This window comes from Desulfosarcina ovata subsp. ovata, assembly GCF_009689005.1.
Taxonomy (GTDB): Bacteria; Desulfobacterota; Desulfobacteria; order Desulfobacterales; family Desulfosarcinaceae; genus Desulfosarcina; species Desulfosarcina ovata.
The window spans coordinates 4701117-4720012 of sequence record NZ_AP021879.1; the positions used below are offsets into that span (position 1 = coordinate 4701117).

At 46.4% G+C, this 18896-nt stretch carries 21 protein-coding genes and 1 pseudogene; 18 read left to right on the top strand and 4 right to left on the bottom strand.

What is annotated here, in order from left to right:
- Positions 1-175: 175 nt before the first annotated feature.
- From GN112_RS20810 to GN112_RS20820, 3 genes are read left to right on the top strand one after another with little or no spacing between them, the layout of a single operon-like run.
- Positions 176-388 carry a hypothetical protein gene (locus tag GN112_RS20810; protein WP_155311983.1) on the top strand — a complete coding sequence of 71 codons (213 nt, stop codon included), beginning with the start codon at positions 176-178 and terminating at the stop codon, positions 386-388.
- Entirely contained in the window at positions 385-1575 is a 1191-nt protein-coding gene (locus GN112_RS20815) for an IS91 family transposase (protein WP_155311984.1), read from the top strand. Before GN112_RS20810 ends, GN112_RS20815 begins: the two co-directional genes overlap by 4 nt.
- Positions 1572-1799 carry a hypothetical protein gene (locus GN112_RS20820; protein ID WP_155311985.1) on the top strand — a complete coding sequence of 76 codons (228 nt, stop codon included), beginning with the start codon at positions 1572-1574 and terminating at the stop codon, positions 1797-1799. The genes GN112_RS20815 and GN112_RS20820 overlap by 4 nt, the downstream gene beginning before the upstream one ends.
- Before the next feature lie 625 nt (positions 1800-2424).
- Here the strand turns inward: GN112_RS20820 and GN112_RS20825 are convergent.
- Positions 2425-2655, bottom strand: coding sequence for a hypothetical protein (locus tag GN112_RS20825; RefSeq protein WP_155309029.1), 231 nt, complete (start codon positions 2653-2655; stop codon positions 2425-2427).
- A 229-nt stretch (positions 2656-2884) separates the two neighbouring features.
- On the opposite strand from GN112_RS20825, the gene GN112_RS20830 reads away from it, so the two are divergent.
- From GN112_RS20830 to GN112_RS20870, 9 genes and pseudogenes are all read left to right on the top strand, one after another.
- Positions 2885-3250 (top strand): hypothetical protein, encoded by a 366-nt coding sequence (locus GN112_RS20830; protein ID WP_197743251.1) that lies wholly within the window; start codon positions 2885-2887, stop codon positions 3248-3250.
- Positions 3251-3254: 4 nt separating this feature from the next.
- Positions 3255-3830 (top strand): plasmid partition family protein, encoded by a 576-nt coding sequence (locus GN112_RS20835; protein ID WP_155309688.1) that lies wholly within the window; start codon positions 3255-3257, stop codon positions 3828-3830.
- Positions 3811-5490, top strand: a complete 1680-nt coding sequence (locus GN112_RS20840) for an integrase (RefSeq protein WP_155309035.1) — start codon at positions 3811-3813, stop codon at positions 5488-5490. The genes GN112_RS20835 and GN112_RS20840 overlap by 20 nt, the downstream gene beginning before the upstream one ends.
- Positions 5466-6134, top strand: coding sequence for an AAA family ATPase (locus GN112_RS20845; RefSeq protein WP_155309036.1), 669 nt, complete (start codon positions 5466-5468; stop codon positions 6132-6134). Before GN112_RS20840 ends, GN112_RS20845 begins: the two co-directional genes overlap by 25 nt.
- A 319-nt stretch (positions 6135-6453) precedes the next feature.
- Complete coding sequence (locus GN112_RS20850; RefSeq protein ID WP_231717082.1) at positions 6454-7110, top strand: site-specific integrase; 657 nt, start codon at positions 6454-6456, stop codon at positions 7108-7110.
- On the top strand, positions 7107-7781 hold the full coding sequence (locus GN112_RS20855; RefSeq protein WP_231716924.1) for a tyrosine-type recombinase/integrase: 675 nt from the start codon (positions 7107-7109) through the stop codon (positions 7779-7781). The genes GN112_RS20850 and GN112_RS20855 overlap by 4 nt, the downstream gene beginning before the upstream one ends.
- A gap of 213 nt (positions 7782-7994) precedes the next feature.
- Positions 7995-9326 carry an IS701 family transposase gene (locus GN112_RS20860; protein ID WP_155308529.1) on the top strand — a complete coding sequence of 444 codons (1332 nt, stop codon included), beginning with the start codon at positions 7995-7997 and terminating at the stop codon, positions 9324-9326.
- Between the two features lie 31 nt (positions 9327-9357).
- A pseudogene (locus tag GN112_RS20865) lies at positions 9358-9705 on the top strand (site-specific integrase); the annotation flags it as partial.
- Positions 9692-10705, top strand: coding sequence for a site-specific integrase (locus tag GN112_RS20870; protein ID WP_155308523.1), 1014 nt, complete (start codon positions 9692-9694; stop codon positions 10703-10705). The pseudogene GN112_RS20865 and the gene GN112_RS20870, both read left to right, overlap by 14 nt.
- A 23-nt stretch (positions 10706-10728) precedes the next feature.
- Here the strand turns inward: GN112_RS20870 and GN112_RS20875 are convergent, their stop codons facing one another.
- On the bottom strand, positions 10729-11469 hold the full coding sequence (locus GN112_RS20875; RefSeq protein ID WP_231717083.1) for a reverse transcriptase domain-containing protein: 741 nt from the start codon (positions 11467-11469) through the stop codon (positions 10729-10731).
- Between the two features lie 831 nt (positions 11470-12300).
- Between GN112_RS20875 and GN112_RS20880 the strand changes: the two genes are divergently transcribed.
- The 3 genes from GN112_RS20880 to GN112_RS20890 all read left to right on the top strand — a co-directional run bounded on the left by GN112_RS20880 (position 12301) and on the right by GN112_RS20890 (position 14192).
- Positions 12301-12849 (top strand): hypothetical protein, encoded by a 549-nt coding sequence (locus tag GN112_RS20880; RefSeq protein ID WP_155311986.1) that lies wholly within the window; start codon positions 12301-12303, stop codon positions 12847-12849.
- A 153-nt stretch (positions 12850-13002) separates the two neighbouring features.
- Complete coding sequence (locus GN112_RS20885; RefSeq protein WP_155311987.1) at positions 13003-13842, top strand: class I SAM-dependent methyltransferase; 840 nt, start codon at positions 13003-13005, stop codon at positions 13840-13842.
- Positions 13843-13979: 137 nt separating this feature from the next.
- Positions 13980-14192: a hypothetical protein gene (locus tag GN112_RS20890; protein WP_155311988.1), complete on the top strand. Its 213-nt coding sequence runs from the start codon at positions 13980-13982 to the stop codon at positions 14190-14192.
- 219 nt (positions 14193-14411) lie between these two features.
- Here the strand turns inward: GN112_RS20890 and GN112_RS20895 are convergent, their stop codons facing one another.
- Positions 14412-14666: a Txe/YoeB family addiction module toxin gene (locus tag GN112_RS20895; RefSeq protein WP_155311989.1), complete on the bottom strand. Its 255-nt coding sequence runs from the start codon at positions 14664-14666 to the stop codon at positions 14412-14414.
- A complete protein-coding gene (gene yefM, locus GN112_RS20900) occupies positions 14663-14914 on the bottom strand; it encodes a YoeB-YefM toxin-antitoxin system antitoxin YefM (protein ID WP_155311990.1) in 252 nt (83 codons plus the stop codon). The genes GN112_RS20895 and yefM overlap by 4 nt, the downstream gene beginning before the upstream one ends.
- A 263-nt stretch (positions 14915-15177) precedes the next feature.
- Between yefM and GN112_RS20905 the strand changes: the two genes are divergently transcribed.
- The 3 genes from GN112_RS20905 to GN112_RS20915 all read left to right on the top strand — a co-directional run bounded on the left by GN112_RS20905 (position 15178) and on the right by GN112_RS20915 (position 18384).
- Positions 15178-17025 carry a hypothetical protein gene (locus GN112_RS20905; RefSeq protein ID WP_155311991.1) on the top strand — a complete coding sequence of 616 codons (1848 nt, stop codon included), beginning with the start codon at positions 15178-15180 and terminating at the stop codon, positions 17023-17025.
- Between the two features lie 400 nt (positions 17026-17425).
- A complete protein-coding gene (locus GN112_RS20910) occupies positions 17426-17716 on the top strand; it encodes a hypothetical protein (protein ID WP_155311992.1) in 291 nt (96 codons plus the stop codon).
- A 230-nt stretch (positions 17717-17946) separates the two neighbouring features.
- Positions 17947-18384, top strand: coding sequence for a hypothetical protein (locus GN112_RS20915; protein WP_155311993.1), 438 nt, complete (start codon positions 17947-17949; stop codon positions 18382-18384).
- Positions 18385-18896: the final 512 nt, after the last annotated feature.

Here is an 18896-nt window from a genome sequence, read left to right on the forward strand (position 1 = left end):
ATTGCCTTAGTCCAACCAGTTTTATCCATCATCCCGCATCGCGCTAAAAGACCTTCAACATTGATTCAGCACCTTCATTTGTTGGGGGTACGTCGTTTCAATGGTTGGCGGGACGACGGATAAAACTCTATACGTTGGACGAATGCTGCCAAGCAGCAGGAAGTAGATTGAAAGGATGGGCAAAGGAAAGCGACTTAAGAAGTTGAGAAGAACATCCGAAGCATCCTTTTCTGATAAGTTTCAGGAGACGTTTACCAGGAACTTCCAGAAAGAGGTGAAAAACTCTGAATTGTGGGATGAAATTGTTGCCCAGTATGGTGAAAAACGTGCCCTGGAAATCATCAGGGAATGTAAGGCGGAAGTAAAGACAGACATGGAAATAAAATGAAAGCCGGGATTGTTCAGCAGATATTCAACGATCATTTCGAGGAATACCGGAAAGGCCGCATTTTAGATGGCCGGCAGTGGCGGGCGGCCTGGGACATCATGACCTGCCAAACTCCTGAAAAGGGGTTTCATGTCGATGAATGCCCGAACGGCGACTATCGGGTGATCCTGCCCAATTCGTGCAAGAACCGGTCTTGTCCCCAGTGCGGCTCGACCGAGACCCAATTGTGGCTTGAGCGCAGACGGTCCCAGGCGCTTGATTGCCCCTACTTTCATGGTGTGATTACCATCAGCCATGACCTCCACCCCATCTGGGCGGTAAATCGCCGGTTGTTCACCGGCCTTATGATGCAAAGCGCATGGCATTCATTACGTGAGATGCTTGCTGACTTGCGATGGTTGGGCGGGCTTCCCGGCGTCATCGCCGTATTCCAAAGCTGGGACGATCACCTTAACAAGCATTGTCACCTGCATCTGATCATCACCGCCGGGGGATTGAACGATGATGGTCGGTGGGTAAGCGCGAAGAAAGACATGTTGGTGTATACGCCGGCGTTGGCATCCAAGTTCAGGGGCAAGTTTCTCGATTATCTTAAAGAAGGCTTCAACCCTTTGACCAAAACGGGTCGACGGAAGCCGTCGGATCAAGTGCTGACCCCTCCACCGGGCAAGAGCGTTCAGCAATGCTTGAACCTGCTCAACAAGCTGGGACGGGTTAGCTGGCACGCTGAAATCAAGCCGGCTTACGAACATGCCAACGGCGTTTTCAAATACGTCGGGCGGTACATCCGCCGGGGGCCGATCTCTGAAAAGCGGATTGTGGGTTATGATGGGGATACGGTAACCATCGCCTATGCGCATCCGGAAAAGCATGATCAACTGACATTTAAGTTGGATGCACAGACGTTTATCCGTCGTCTGTTGGATCATGTTCCGGAGAAAGGAACGCATCTGGTCAGATCCTACGGTCTTTTCCATCCAACCCAGTTGGAAAAACTGAATCTGGCACGAGCGTGTCTGGGCCAAAAGGCGTATATCCCCGGAATTGAGCGACCGACGACCATTGAGTTGCTGCGCCAAATGTTCCCGGATCTTTCTGAAACCCGTTGTCCGCATTGCGGGGAGATCCTTCGAACCGTTTTTGTCTACCGCGGCGGCCATACCGAGCCCTGGAGACTGGCCGCATGACACAATCAACGTCCACTTCTTCAACCGATGCAGATCGCATATGGCATCGTTGCGCCAAAAACATGGGAAAGCCGGCTGCATTTATACAAGTTCACCCGCGTTTAAACGATTTTTCCTCACACATGGATCAACATTGTGTGAAACTGGCAGGCATGGCATCAGAAAGAGCTTGTTTTGGAAGATTTGGGCTTTCAGAAAAATCCATATACTGGATTCCCGTTTGACGCATCGTCCAACCAACAGGATGATGCTGACAAGCCTGGTCTTGGTTCTTAATCGCTAAATCGAGGATTTATTGCAAGCTGTTTCCAAAAGGCATAGCCCTACTATTGAACCCGGCTTGCAGCATATCCTGAACGTTCGCCAGTAACAATTTATCGAGAACAGGGGAAGGTGGTAAAGATTTGAAGCATTAGACAATAAAATGTTAATCAGGAATCAATTTTGATAAGCTCGCTTATTTTGTAAACATGGCATTCAGTTTGATACAAAGGATTATAATTGAGCAAACGGATTTTATTCTTCTCCTATCGTATAATTGATAAATAAAAAGGTATAGACAATGCTAAGGCAAAAATAGTGTAACGGCCTACCCCGCCTATGCGGCAAAAGTGTAACGGTTGGTTCTACTATCCCGCAGCGAGACCCCGCCCCAAAAATCAATAAACCTACCACGCTACCCCGCCGCAATAGCTCCCGCCGGCAATCGTTTTTACCAAAAAGTTTTTGTAGGTTGTAAAGTGGGTATTGTCATGGTCCAAGAAAATGAGGAGAAAGCCCGGAACCATCACTTCCGGGCTTTCAGGGTGAACTCCGTATCAAGGCCGGATGTTCATTAAGTAAATTACTTTAAACTCCGGCCACTTTCAAGGCCGGATGGTAAAGCTGATCCAAATATCCTGTCGTTGGTGCAACACCGTTTTTTGTGTGTGCCGGTGCTGCTTTCGTGGGCATGCTTATTGTTGCGATGCATGCCGCATCGCCGGTCGTCTCCAGTCCCGTCGAAAAGCGCAGCGACGCTACCGTAAAACCGATAAAGGTAAAAAAGCCCACCGTCTTGCCGAAAACCGTCGTCGGCATCGTGAAATCGATCCACGTAGAAAAAACATGGATGATCATACTTCAACAAGCCCTTTTAAACGGGTTATGTTGCCACCACAGATCGAAATTTCGGTACCTTTTCGCCTCGGTTTTCGATGCCGCTGCCATTTTTGCGGTCGGCCGGGTGAAATTGTGAGCCATTTTCCACGCCGTGGTTATGGATGAAATCTTTTTCAGGATTTTTTACGCAGATAAGGAGGCCAATATCATGAGACGACGGTTTACAGGGGGAGAACTGTTTCAACTGCGCAATCGGATCCCGGTTGACTGGCTGATCAAAGAACAGCTTCATATCCCATCTAAAGTGATCGAAGGCATTTTTCGTTTTCTATGCCCGCTATGCAATGAATTTCAAACCGCGACCAACCCCAAGACCAATCTCGCCAGGTGCTTTCTTTGCGAGAAAAACTTCAACCCGATTGATTTGGTCATGACCGTGAAAGGCCTTGGATTCGTTGACAGTGTCAAATATTTGCAAACCCTTGTACCAAACAGACCGGATCCTTTAACGGACCAACGGTTGGAATTGAATCAACTGCTTGGCGATATCGGGAAACGGATGAGCATCGGGTGAACAGATGGCCAACAACCGACTCACCCAATTGGAGGAGATCATCGCTGCCAATCAACACCATTTTCACCAAACCGGTAAGGCATTAAAGCAGATTCGAGACGATCAATTGTTTCGAGATTTGCTGTTCGATTCGTTTGAAGGCTATGTCAAGGACCGGTGGGATATGGCCCGATCCCAGGCATATCGTCTGATTAAGGCCGCCAATGTCATCGACAATTTGTCTCCAATTGGCGACGGCATCCTTCCGGAGAATGAATACCAGGCCAGGATTCTAACGCGTTTTACAAAAGAGGATCAACGCAAGATCTGGCGTGCATTTATCGCATCCGGCATGGCGCTCACGGCTAAGAATATTAGAAAGTACGCCCATCAAACCCTAAAGGCCAAGCATGTCAAAAAAAAGAATGCGTCTGTGGTCGATATCATCAGCGCAGACTATAAAACGGCCGTGATGGCCATGCTGGAACAGATTCGGTCGGCGCAAAACGATGATTGGCAAACGACATCCAGACAAGCGGCCTTATTCTGGCTGAAAGTGATGAAAGAGAAAATCATTCGTCATGAAAGACAAAGACTTTGAACAACTGCCCATGGACGACCGTTTCCTGATCTTGCTGCACAAAAAGATCATGGACAAAACCGGCAGCGCCAAACGCAGGGCCAAAAAATATTACATGGATCAATACCGTAAGACCGGCGTCATTCCCAAACCGCTGCTGCTTGCCGGCCAAGGCATCATGGAAGGCAGAAAGTGCAGCGGCCGGCGCCGGGTCTTGACCGAAAAAATCCAAAACCGCTTCATCGAGATGGTCAAGGCTTCCAGCGATCCATCGGACGATCGTTTTGTATTTATCACCCGCCATGGACGAACCATCAAAAATTACCACGCCTGGCTCGAACAAGAGTTCGAACGTAGCATCTCACTTAGCGCTTTAAGGCGTTTTGCCAGGCAAGCCAACCTCAAGGTCTATTTGGAAAAACCAGACTTCGAGGAAAAGAACGATCCCAGCGTCTGCTTTAAGGACGAACCGGTCTTCGATTTGATTCAAATGGACGGATGCAGGTTTCGCTATTTCAAGATTCGATCGGACGACGGCGTTTGGGCCAAGCCCCAGGTGATCGAGTTTTTTGACACCGGATCGCGCAACATGCTTGTGCTTGACGCCTATTTTTCCGAAAGCAGTCTAAATTCGGTGGACCTGTTCGAGAAATTTTTGGTGAGCACCCCCTTTCCGCAAAAAAAGATACGGCTGAGACCGGACAATGCAAAGGGTTTTGTCAACCTGAAACGCCCCATCAACGAACTGAACATCAAATTTTCATTGCCAGGCGGATTTTATCTGCAACCAAACTTCTCACGCATCCATGCGCCCAAGGACAAAGCACATCTGGAATCATCCCATCGCAGCATCCATCATTTTGAAATGCGGATCATCAAGCACTTTGAAGACCGCATCGTTAAGACAGAACCGGGCTATATCTACAAAAAGGGCAAAAAAGGAAAAATTACCATCACCTATCTCGACATCGATCTTGCAACGCTGCGCCAGAGTGGTTTACTCGAAGCCTATCGCCGGCAGCACAATGAGCAAAAGCACTATTATTCTGTGAACGGTAAAACATCGGCCTGGGTGCCCAAGGAGAAGTTTGACGACGGTCTTGCCCAATACGAGTGGATAACGTTCAGTGCGGATGACGTACGCCATTTCGTCAAATACGGCTATGACAAGATCAACGCCACCGTGGGGGCGAAAGGCATCATTACTTTCAAAAAGCAGACCTACTATGTGGCCGTTGGCGCGCAACACTTCAGCCGCCACAAGAGCACCAAGGTGTATATCTCCGATCTTGGCGACAAGCTGTTTATCTTCGAGCATAAGGAAAACGGTATCCTGCTGGGTGAAGCGCTGCGCCGGGAACCTTACGAAAAGCCGGTCAAAAAGGCAGGCACCGAACCCAACGCGGTTGAATTGATCAGCGCTTTTCTGCAGGAGAAAAAGATGGCGGTGGACAGGCCACGACTGATTGACATCCATCTTCGGGGTTTGACCCTCGATGCCGCCCAAACAATCTATCGGCAACACCGGAAACGATATATCGCTTACGCGATCAAACTACGCCAGCCTGAAACCATCACCGGCAAGGCGCTTTTCAATGCGTTCATTTTGGATTGCGAAAGACAATTGTCAAACAACCCTTTGGCCCCGTATGCCTCATGCAGCGAAAACAAAGTTTTATAAACGATAAGCGCCGGGTCTCCTATCTATCCGCGGTATACAACCGGATCTACCGGGGACAGAGCGTATTGATCGAGGGCGAATATGGTGTCGGAAAAACTCGTTTCCTCGAACTGCTCAAACCCAAAAAACTTCAAGGCGTATGGGTGGAGTCGCTTTTCAATGTGCATGAAATGTTGGCCTCCATCCTTCAAGGGTTGAACTACGAGGCGGTGGCCACTTATCGGCGCACGCCCCATCATTTGAAGCTGATCCGCAATCTGACCGATTATTACATCATCATCGACGAGGCCAATGACATCGAAAAAAGGGTTTGGCCCTACCTGAAACGAATCATGGACGCGCACGTGCCCATCGTTTTGGCCGGACTGCCAAAGGTGAGGACATATTTGACCAGCCAGCATCCGGATATCCTCAGCCGATTGAAAACCTTGATTCTGTATCCCATCGTAGTCGAGGATTTCATCCTGGAATACAAGGATTTTGAATCTGAAGCCATCGAACAGATTTATGTGGCCACCAGGGGCGATATGAGAAAATTCAAGGAAATTTGCACGGATTGCCGCGACAAGGCCAAAGAACTGGGCCATAGCTTCGTCGATTTAAATCTGGCGGTCGACTTTCTCGCCAATCTTCATCCCATGTAGGCTCCAAAAAACAATCTCTTCCCTCACTCTGCGGCGAATCAGCTTTCTCCCAAGACCTGTTAATCTAAATCCCACATCGTAACTTTTTTTAACTCTCGTAAAGTCGATTGTTATTGCATCGTTTCTCTATTAACCGCTAACGCGCAGCGGCGTAAGATGCTTCAAGGCCTGAAATACGATGAAAAAGTTACATTATTTTGCAACGTCCTAAAGGCAGCCAATGATCACTAACGCATTAATATATTTGGGATATTTTTTAAACGGGGCCTGAATAAACAGAACGGGAAGCGTTACACTATTTTTGCCTTAGCAAAGGTATTTGCAGGAACAGAACATCCTACAAACGGATCTGGCTTCTAAAACACCAATGATTCAGGCTCGTAAACAGACACGCATCCCATCCGTTTGGACGAAAGAAGAGTTGGATGCACTGATAGGCGCCATTGATCGAGGAAATCCAAAGGGAAAACGGGACTATGCCATTATCCTCCTTGCCTGCGTGTTGGGTCTTAGAGTCACTGATATCAAAAACCTCACTTTTGGTTGTTTCGACTGGGGAACGAAGAAACTGACATTTATCCAATCAAAAACAAGGGAAACAGTAACCCTGCCGATTCCTTCCGAAGTTGGATGGGCTGTCATTGATTATCTGAAATACGGCAGGCCAAAAGTGGATTTGCCTGTTCTTTTTGTAAGGCACGTGGCGCCATTTCTTCCCTTTTCGGAAAATGATCATCTGTATCAGATAATCCGTGATTATATGCGGATTGCACATCTGCCTACTTTGAAGAAGCACCGTGGTATGCACTCTCTTCGTCATACGGCAGCTTCAAGAATGCTTGAGCATGACACACCGCTTGCTGTCATCTCGGATATTCTGGGTCATACGGACACGGACGCTACAGCAGTCTATTTGAAGGTGGGCATCAATAAGCTTAAAGAATGCTGTCTGCATACTCCGGAGGTGGGCTCATGAGAAACTACCCGTTCAGAGGTCCATTTGCAGAGCATATCAAAAACCATGTCGGCTTGAAGCAAGCGGTCGGGTATAAATATGAGGCAGAAACGGCGCATCTATCAAGATTTTCCTCCTTTACCGCTGAAAAATATCCCGAAGCATCGATCCTTTCAAAGGAAATAGTATTGGAGTGGTGCTCAAAAAGGAACTATGAGGCACAGGCCAATCAGTGTGCAAGAGCCTCTATCTTGCGGCAGCTTGCCGTGTATATGGAAAATATTGGAATTGGCGCATACGTCCTCCCAAAAGGATATTACCCGGCGGGACAGCAGTATGTTTCTCACATCTATACGGAAAATGAACTGAAACGATTCTTCCATCAGACGGATCAATGCTGCTACGTCGGTGAATGTCCATATCGCCATCTCATCATGCCGGTATTTTTCCGGCTAGTTTACGCCTGCGGCCTTCGGTCTTCCGAAGCAAGACTTCTGAAGGTCGAAAATGTGGATACGGATGCAGGCATACTGAGCATTCATCATTCAAAAAAAGACAATAGCCGTTTGGTTGCCATGTCAGACGAGCTTACCGGTCGATGCCGGAACTACTCTGAAAATGTGCATAACCTTTCAAAGGGGTCTGATTGGTTTCTAAAGTTTCCCCTTTTTGAAAGCAGCCCGGCGGGGTGAGTACTACTGAAGAATATTAATATTTCCTGTAATAACAGATGGTTAGCAAAATGGCGGTCGCCTGTAACCTATTGAAATCATTACAGATATCGGGACCGATTTTTGGCAATATGATCAAATATTTAGTTAATACAGTATGTTAATGTTGATTGCGAGGCTCGGTTGTGGTATGTTTCTTCTTCCACAAACAAACAACCCAACCGGAGGCCTCGCATGCTTATCCTACACGACATCCTTGAAAAACTCAAAAACGAATTTGCTCAGTCCAGTAAAGGTCAGGAACGGGGAATATGGTTCGTATACACGATCGTGGCGATCATTGTTCCTTTCGCCTCATCGAGGACCTCAAACATTCTACGGTGCTTGAAGACGGTGTTCGGCTTTTCCGGGATCAGTCGTAAAAAGTTCTATACCTTCATGGCATCCCCACGGATTCCATGGCAACGGTTATGGCCCACGCTGTGGAAATTGATTCCGCTGCCAACGACCGGTGGGCGGTTAATGCTGGCTCTGGATGACAGTATCAACGCCAAGACAGGCAAGAAGATTTTCGCCTGCGACAAGGTTTTCGATCATGCTGCCAAGCAAAACCAGTCCAGGTATCCGTGGGCCCAGAACATCGTTGCTGTGGGGTTGTTGAAGATGATCAAGGGACGTTGGGCCTGTCTGCCGCTGAGTTATCGTTTCTACCTCCTGAAGAAAACCATCGAACGAATGAACCGTGACAGCAATGGACCGGAAGTGACATTCAAGAGCAAGCTTGCCATGGCGGTCGACATGATCGGTGAGATTGCCGCGGTGTTTCCCAGAAAACGGATTGTCATCATCACCGACTCATGGTTCGGCAATGGCGGCCTGTGGAAGCCATTGAAAAAACAGTTGGGCATATGGGTGGATATGATTTCCAGGCTTCGATCCAACAGCACAATATTTGAACTGCCGCCACCTCCGACCGGACGACAAGGCCGCCCGCGTAAATATGGCCGCAAGCTGGGGAATGCGGCAGCGTTGGCCGTTCGATTCAAATCGCTGGCAAAAGAATACATCGTCAACCTGTATGGCCGCAACCGGAACATCGTAGCCTATGAACGCGTGGTGATGCTCAAGACCATCCGATGTGCGGTCAAGGTGGTCTGGGTCTATCGTAAGACACAGTGGGTGGCACTTTATTCCACCGACCTGTCCCTTTCGGCTGAGCAGATTATCGAATACTATGGGGCCCGCTGGAAGATCGAAGCCTTATTCAAGGAATTGAAAAACGACATCGGCAGCGCTGACACGCAAAGCCGTCATCCGCAGGCCGTCAGCAACCATCTGCACTTTTGCATGCTGGCGACCACCGTCGCCTGGATTTACGCCAGCCGGGTCGAGAAAACGCCATCTCGCCGGCATGCCGTCGGCGGCCGCCGTCATTTTGCCTTTTCGGATGTCCGCCGATCCGTTACAAAGGCCGCGATGGACAAGGATTTTGGTAGGCTCTTCCCGGTGCCACGCAAATCCGTCTTTAATTCTCTCGTGGACGTACTGCTGCGCATGGCGGCTTGATTGAATTTAGGAAACTTTAGATTGGTTTTTCCCAGGACTTAAAGGAAAGCCAATGACTGTAGGAAATGTTTACCACAATTTCAGGCGATTCCTGTGGAGAGCCGGCATCTCTCATGGCGGAAGAGGAAAAGGTCCGAGAGTACACGATTTTCGTCATACATATGCCTGCCAGTGTCTGAAAAAATGGGTGATGGAAGGGAAAGACATTGCCGCATATCTTCCTGTACTGAAAACATATATGGGACACGATTCCTTTGAGGAAACAACCTATTACCTCAGACTTACAGCTGATATCTTTCCAGATATATCCATCAAACTCGAAGGGTGTTATCCTGATATCATTCCTCGACTGGAGGGTAATGGCTATGAAACCTACTGATTTTGCAACTCACCTTACTGGATTTCTTTCCGTGTATCTGCCTCGACAGAAAAATGCCAGTAACAATACGATAGCATCCTACCGTGATACCTTTAAATTGCTACTCCGTTACTGTCAGGAAGAGAAGGATATACCTGCCGAAAAGCTGAACATGGGCATGCTGACCCATGTAATGATTGCTGATTTTCTCGAATGGCTTGAAAAGAAACGTAAATGTAGCACTGCAACCCGTAACCAAAGGCTTGCAGCCATACATTCCTTTTTCAGGTATGCTCAATACGAGGAACCATCAGGAATCCTTCATTTCCAAAAGGTCATTGCCATACCGGTCAAGAAGGCCTCCAAGCCGTCGGCGCCACATCTGACACCGGAGGCGATGAAATTTTTGCTGTCACAGCCGGATAAAATGACCGTGAAAGGCCGACGAAACCTGACGCTTTTGAGTGTTCTTTATGATTCAGGATGCAGAGTGCAGGAATTAGCCGATCTCAGGGTACGGGATGTTGTAGTGGACAATCCGGCACTGCTTATCCTCACTGGAAAAGGCAATAAGATGCGCAGAGTTCCTCTAATGAAAAATACTCTGACCTTGCTTCAACATTACCTTCAGGAGCATTCCCTTGATAAAGATTGGAAAAAGGACTATCCGCTTTTTGTCAACAAGCATCGTAGCAAACTCACTAAGGAAGGCATTGCCTACATCATCTCTCAGTATGTTGTTTCGGCGAAAAAGATATCTGCAAGCATGCCGGAAAAAGTGACGCCACATATGTTTCGCCACAGCAAAGCAATGCACCTGCTGCAGGCTGGCGTTAGCCTTATCTATATCAGGGATTTTCTCGGACATGAGGATATCAAAACCACCGAAATTTACGCAAAGTGTGATACCGAATTGAAACGTCAGGCCATCGAAAACGCCTATCCAACTCTGGTAGATAGCAATCTTCCCGATTGGAATAAAGACGCTGCATTGTTGGAATGGCTTTCAAATCTGAAGTAGTCGTGATATTATGCAAAGTAAATTCAGTGCATGTGTTGGAAATATTGTACATTAAGCGATTTACTTTGCATAATCGCGAACTTCGCATAAGGCGGATTATGCAAAGCTTTGCATAAACCACCCTGGGGCGTTCCTTCTATGCTGGGACTGACAAGCCCCCCGATCATCGTTCCGGCCGTAAGGTACCGGCGGATCAATTTCAAGACCCGTTTGTCCCGGACCCTGGTGGCCAGCCGGCTTAAAAGCCGGTCGTGGTTAACTCGGTCGAAAAACTTGGACAAATCCATGTCAACCACGTGGGTGTACCCGTCCAGCAGATAGCCTTTGGCTTGTAGGACAGCGTCATGGGCTGATCGTCCTGGTCTGAATCCGTAGCTGTACTCAGAAAAGGTCGGGTCCCAGATCTGCTCCAATACCTGAGCTATCGTCTGTTGGATAAGGCGGTCCAATACCGTGGGGATACCAAGCAGGCGGACACCGCCATCCGGTTTGTCGATCTCCTTCCTTCTGACCGGTAAGGGACGATAATCCCCATTTAGCAGGTCCTGCTTGATCTTCGGCCAGTGCCTTTTCAGGTACCCTTTCAAGTGGTTGGTTTTCATGCCGTCCACGCCCGGGGCGCCTTTATTGGCAATCACCTGGTTCATTGCTCTGAGCACATTACGTCGTTCGAGAATCAACTCCAACAACTGCTCTCTGCCTCCCAGACTTTCGGCAAGCCGCGACGCTACAAACATTTCCATCTGCTGTGGCTTTATGTTCATAAGTACACGTCTCCTAATGGTCATTTTCATTTACCCGTGCCATTCGGTCCGGGCACCGTTCGGGCCTTTCACCGGGGTGAGCCTCCTGTTACGCTTGACCCGCGGGTAGCTCGCGCATCTCGTTTCCTCCGGCTACATTATGCCCTTAAGCTGACTCCCGCTGCACGGTGGGCGCACCTTGCGGTTTGCTCACTCGAATGATCTGTCGCCGCTGGCTCCTTTGGTTTCGTGTTCCTCTCCATAATGGAGTTTGGCTCATCGCCGGTCAGGGGCCAGGCTTCCGACGATGCCGGGGGTTTTGGTGGCCGGATTCCCCTTTACCGGCAAATTCACACGACAGCACCCGAGATGCAGCGGGCCTCCCGGGGTAAACACACATCTTTCGGTACGTAAGCGCCGAGTATACGAGCACTGCCTGAGATGGATAGAGGACTTAACCTTGTGTTGCAGGCTGGTCCCACAGATGCGCGCCTGACTCGATTTCTGTTCGTCACCCCGTACCTTCGCGACTGCCCTGCCGCAGCAGGGCGGCTTCCTCCCCAGGCACCGTTGCCGGATACCCAGTTGCCATGTCGCTACACCCTTCGCCTCCATCGGGCTGGGTCTAAGACTTGCCAAGCGATCCAACAGACTGATATGCTTGGCTCACTTTTAAGATGTGTGCCGTGCCCGGCACACAACCTTTTTTTGAAGATGGACAGGGCAATGCGAGGCGATCTTGAAAAACCTTTTAAATTGTCCTTCTGTAATAGTTAACATTTGCCTTAGTAACTCCGCCCGGCCACTTAAAATGGCGTTCGGTGTACAAAATGACAATGATCGAGAATTACAATGAATAGCCGAATTTATAATTTTTTAACTCTCACATTAACGCTGGGCCTACTTGTTGGCTGTGGCGAAAAAATTAATCTTAATGAGTACATTGGTGATGGAAAGGCGGAATTTATAGGAAATCAAACTTGGTATCCTGGATTCAAGGTTACTTTTAACAAATTTAAACTTTCTAAATCATTCAGTGGGAGATACAAAGTTGAATCTTACCCAATTATGGATAAGTCTTACTATATTGGTTTAGTTGGTGACATCAGCCTGAAAGACGACCCTGGATTTAAAGATGGCAAGTTAGCAATAGAGCTCCATGATATTAATGGAAGGCCAATTATAAAATGTGACGATGACTTAAAAAATTGGCGTTACAGCCATGCACAAGGAAGTAAAGATTGCTTTATTTATTATTTCGAAAATAGCTGTGTTACAGGATTTAAACCTAAAGAGTACGATTTTCCTAAAAACTTGATTTTGCATATCAATTATAGGCCAACTTCCAATTTAAACGAAACGTGTGGACAACTTGTATTAAGTGTTGGAGGTTCCAAATAAAAAGCCTTTAACCGAACAACCAGTTTCACCAGAGCGCAGGGGCCGTAGCACTCTGAAGTGCAACGTCTTTCTAAAGGTTTTTATTATTTTATAGGCTTTTTTATTCCATCCTGCGCCCTGGTGAACTGAAGCGTTCTGTGTATAGGAGAGTGAATGTTTGAAGATCTGGAGAAGATTAACGAACGGCCTGAACCGTTTCAATATTACACTGCAAGCGATCTATGGACCGACGAACATACATCAAAGCAGATGCTATCGTTCCACCTCAACGAGGCTATCGACGTTTCTTCGCGAAACGCGGAATTCATAAATCGATCTGTGGAATGGATCGCATATGAGTTCAACATCGGCAGGGACTTCAAAATAGCTGATTTTGGCTGTGGTCCTGGATTGTATGCAGCACCTTTGGCGAAACGCGGAGCGAATGTGACTGGCATTGATTTCTCGGGGAGGTCCATTGAGTGCGCAAAGGAAATCGCAACCCGCGAGAAGTTGAATATCAGCTACGTGAAGCAGAACTATCTGGAGTTTGAAACCGAGGACCGATTCGATCTTGTCCTGATGATCATGTGCGATTTCTGCGCCCTCAGCTCAACACAAAGAAAAAAGATTCTAAGCAAATTCCACAGGATTCTAAAACCGGGCGGTTCGGTCCTGCTTGATGTATATTCCCTGGCGGCATTTGAACAGAGGGAAGAGGTCGCGACATATGAGGTGAATCAGCTAAACGGATTCTGGTCACCGAACAAGTATTACGGCTTTTTAAATACCTTCAAATACGATGAAGAGAAGGTAGTGCTGGACAAGTACACAATTTTTGAGTCTGATCGAGCAAGACAGGTGTACAACTGGTTACAACATTTTGCACCCGAGGATCTTGAGAGGAAGTTTATAGCGGCTGGCTTTTCTGTTAAGGGGCAATATTCAGACGTCGCGGGAACCCCATATGATCGAAAATCGGGCGAATTTGCAGTCATCGCCAAGAGGGTGTAGATCGTCACAGAACAATGCCATGCACTCGGACTGGAATTCCGCTGCGCTCCATTCCCGCCGGTGATGGCTACGTTGGCACAGAAAAAGATGATCAATTTGACTGACTAATAGTTTTGAAAAAGGAAAATCAAATTATTATGGCAACAGAATTATTCCCATCATCATTCAGATGTGATTGCGGAGAGGAATTGGATTTTTCTGAAGGTACAATTCATGAGATGAAAAAAATGAGCAAAAATAAACATGTTCGCTTAGGAGAGGGAAAACACACGATCATCTTCCATAAAGGTGAAGCGAAAGAAATTCTTTGTCCTAAATTGAAAAAATGCGCAATTACAAGTTTTGAGTGATGATGCGCTTTTTGAAAACAAGAAAAGCTTATTTTCATGTAGCACCTTCTGAACTGTTACATTCGTATTATCAATAAAAGGCATGAACTGAAAGCAACAGTTTCTTGTATGTTTTTAATAGGAAAAGCCGATGCGCCAACCATGCCATGCATTTGACCGCCAGGGCCGGGCGAATGTGGGAAGTCAGTTCCAAATTGTTCATAATTAAATAAACGTAGATCAGTAGTGATATCTCAGTTGTGCAATATGAATTGCATCTTCTGAAACTTTATAAACGAATCTGTGCTCGTCATTGATTCGCCTGGACCAATAGCCGGAAAGCGCATGTTTCAGAGGTTCGGGTTTGCCAACACCTTCAAAAGGAGAGCGTTTTGTTTCCTTTATCAGAGTGTTTATACGGCGGAGAATTTTTTTGTCAGTTTTTTGCCAATAGATGTAATCGTCCCAGGCATTGTCTGAGAAAATGAGCTTCACTCTATGAGCTCCTTTTCATCACCTTTGCCATTTTCAAGTTGAGCAATGGATTCAATTAGACGTCTTGTGTTTTTGGGTGACCGTAAAAGGTAAGCAGTCTCTTCAAGGGCTTCATAGTCCTCAAGGGACATAATAACTACAGATTCAGAGGATTTACGTGTAACAATTATCGGGGCACGGTCTCTGCAAACTTTTTCCATTGTTTTCGCAAGGTTTTGCCTTGCCGCTGTATAGGTTATGGCTTCCATTTTGGACCCTCCTGTACAGCTTATTGTACATATGCAGGGCGGGTTGTCAATGATTTTCCGGCCCCAACCCATCGCTGGTCGGGACGGCGAGTGACATGCCGCCCGACAGCTTTTCGTTCGTCATAAGAATAGTATGATACATTATATACTTTATTTTTTATTGGCTGATGTCGTAGAGGCAATTTATTTGATTCACAATAATTATTGGGGACAGGTAAATAATGTTTGACATTGCAAAATGCAAATATTCAGAAAGGGGTCAAATGAAGATCGAAAAAATTGTTTTGTGGATACTCTTGAGTGGAACAATGCTGTCGCTTACAGCCTGCGGAGGCGTCACACACAACACTCAAACAGAGTTTAAAAGAACCGAGTCCTATACCAACACAAAAATTTCGAAAACGCTCCAATTAGATATTAGTATAGATAAAACAAAAACTTTGTCCAGCAAGGATGGACTGGGAATTGGTCTACGTCGAAAAGTCCGATACGATGTATACAACAAAGATATTATGATAGAAAAAACCGTTTCGGAAAGAAATCCGAATGCTTTAATGTCTGTTGTGGGCGTTGCCCTCCTTCCCGTAGCAGTTATCTTCGGAGACACTGACGAACACTTAAATGCCATTGAGAAGGATATGTTTGGAGAAAAGGAAGTGTTGAGCACCACGGAAAAAGAAACCAATATCAGAAAAACAGGTGAAAATAAAGACCTTTGGATTAATACAATAGACTCAGGAACCCTTAACATATATATCGACAATGCCCTTGCCAAAACATGTCTGGTAGAAAATACCGGTTATGTGACCGTCAGCTTTGATGACCTTTTCGGACAATTGGAAAGCGCCCATTCCCCTTTTAACATAGCGGCCTCTTTTTCGTCCGGAGGCCTGGAACAAAAAATTGCTCTGGAAAAAAGGATATCCATAGCCGGTGCAGAATATGAAGGGCCATTAACGTATGGCAAGCCACACGGGAACGGCAAGCTCACATGGCCGGACGGAAAGGTTTATGCAGGCTTTTTTGAAAGCGGGAAAAAGACTTCCCAAAATGAAACAGGCGCGGATAGAGAGCAAACAAATGATGTTGAGCAGAAAACACACACAGAAACAATGCGTTTTGAAATTTCCAGCGGTGCTTTAACAACAGGTGGAAAAAAATATTACAACACTCCTACAGCCGATGCAAATGGGGTTAAACTTGCCGAGGTGGAAAGCTGGGAAAAAATCACAGGAGAGGCATCTATTCCAGGTGTTCCGGCTGGCATACGTCTCTACCATTATCGGGTAGCCAATCCAAACCAGTATGATGTGCTGGTTACCTTTTGCATAGCTAAAGGCACCCAATTTGTATATCAGATGCTTGAGGTTAAGGGAGGAATAAAAGTTTACCAAGCGAATACATTCCAACCAGGAAATGATGAAATGGCTAAGATTTATCCCTTGACAACGGGTAGTTATAATTGGCATCCGGCCGGAACTGATATGAGCAACCGTTATGTTAAGGACGAACAGCCCGAACAGTTTATAATGCCCAAAAACTCATCTTTTGAAATAAGATTGTTTCTTCAGGACGGACTACCGTCTGACAAGGAACGTCTGCCTAATGGAACAATCAAATACCCATTTGAAGATTACCGTCTTTATTATAATCCCGCCATAGGAAGTATGGAAACAAAACCTTATGGGGTAAAAGCGGAGGCGACCGTAAGAGAAAGTCAGCCGAAAGAAAAGTTAAAAGAGTTCAGCTATGAAAACCATGTTTTTAAGGCAACAACTAAAATACCGGAAAAATACTTTGGCCATTACGACTCAAAACATATGTCGCATGCTTCGCTTCGAAATTATTCTTTAGATTTATATCGTGATGGAACGTGTACTTATAATGGCGAAGATTGCGAATGGGGAGCCATGGTAGATGATAATGGAAAATTGAACCTTGAAGAAACGCATCCGAGAAATTCAAAATTTGAGTCCTATATGGGGATTGGTCTATTCATCAAGTCCCGCAGCACGGGAGAAGTCATTCTCCGTACTATGGGACACTTGAAGTCCGAAGCGCTTGGACAAAGCTACTTAAAAGTCGGTTCCTTCCTGAAAAAGGAATACTGAAAAAATAGAAGATAGTGTTTAATTGACAAATGAGATTTCGGGGACATGATACCTATTGTCCATCCAGAAATAGGGAAATTTGGTCGAGATCGAGGCGCGCGAAAAATTTACCGCAGGCATATGGTTGATATTCCGAGGATAAAATTTTTCGCGGAACATGGATGTCGGGAAAATTGGCCATTTCTGGATGGGCACTACCTAATTCAAAACTCAAATATCCTCTGTCCCTGGAAAAACTATGATCGCCGAACCAAACGTTTGAAGGGACCGGGCTACCTGTGTGGCCTTTTCGGAATTGCCTGGTTTAGTAAACTTAACTTTTTATCGGAGTTTCTTGGGTTTAAACGCCCGGCCCCTTATCTCCCCGTTGGCTTCCACAAATACCGACGAAAATATATTTATGACAAAAAAGAAACAACTTTCACCAAAATATCAAGTGTGGATTGATGCTCGAAAAAAATATAAACTCTCGCATGCACACATCCAAATGGCTCGTGAACTTGGATTAAACCCGAAGAAATTCGGCAAATTGGCAAATCATAAACAAGAACCATGGAAAGCCCCATTACCGGTATTCATTGAGAATATTTATTTTAGAAATTTTGGAAAACGACCACCTGAAAACGCGCGATCCATTGAACAAATAGTGAAGGACAAGAAACAAAGACAGCTTGAACGTAAAAAACGATAGATTTGAAAGCAGGTCATGTAAAATTAAGTAACACCGGAGCAAAGCTCCAAAAAAAGACCTCAATTTGAAAAAGGCATTGATTCAAGCGTCACGTATTGTCTGGAAATAAAAAAACAAATAAAAAGCCAACTTATCCATCAACTCGAGGCCAAAAACCAGCGGAAGTAAACTTTAGGCCGAGCGGAAGGAATACGATTGTTACTCTTTACATACTTGGGCCAGGGGGACCAGTGCAAATATCTTGGGGGCCTGACTATGAATATGCTGGTCACCAGCTTACTATTGAACAAGCGTTAAGAGCTACCATCGATATGGGCAGAGAGCCTCTGCTATGGTCCTACGCCGCACCTGATGCGAATTACACTGAACTCAAATTCGGTTTCGATGAACACATCGAAGGCCAGGGTAAAATTGGCCATGTGGCATTGACTCAAGAGGCAACCATTTCCGGTGAGATTTTTCGGAATGGAGCAGCTTGGAAGATCAATAACGATTCTGGTGCGTGGGGCAATATGGGAGGACATGATGGGAAATCTCAATTGATGTTGCATGTTGCTAACTTTATGTCCAACAATTGTGGGATGGTCGTGACTGCGGAATACGCGTATTCACGTAATGCGGTGAAACGATGGTTCCAAAAAACTTTAGGGTTCCGACGGCGGAGGTGAGGAATCCTGAGCTACACATCCAAGATCGAAGGCTTAGCGTCTTGTATTTCAGCACGCAACTTTGTTGAGCACACGAAACCTCGGCGGATGGTCGGAAGTTAAAAAGATGCGACTGAAAGGAATTACAAGAGTGCTCCGCCGCTGTTCCCGGTTGTGATCGGTTCGGTATGCCGGATGATTTGGGCCTTGTTGTAATCGTTACGGACGACTTTTGTCGTATCGGTTGTAGATGTGTATGCCGTTTGTGTTGAAATGACAGTCAAATCAAAAACGAGCATTTTTGTTTATCAAACAGGTAGCTGTGTGTCAATGAAACGGAACGGTCGCTCAGGGTTCCCGCATTTGGAACTTGATGGAAACAGATAGGGTCGCAGGCATGGCCAGCTCCTACAAAAACCATGCTTGACGAAGCCAATGATGCCTGTAAGAGTGGGCCATGCCCGCGAAGAACTGCAAATCGATCCAAATGCGGTTACCCTGACGGTCGCTCCAGAGCGATCGCAAGTAAAATC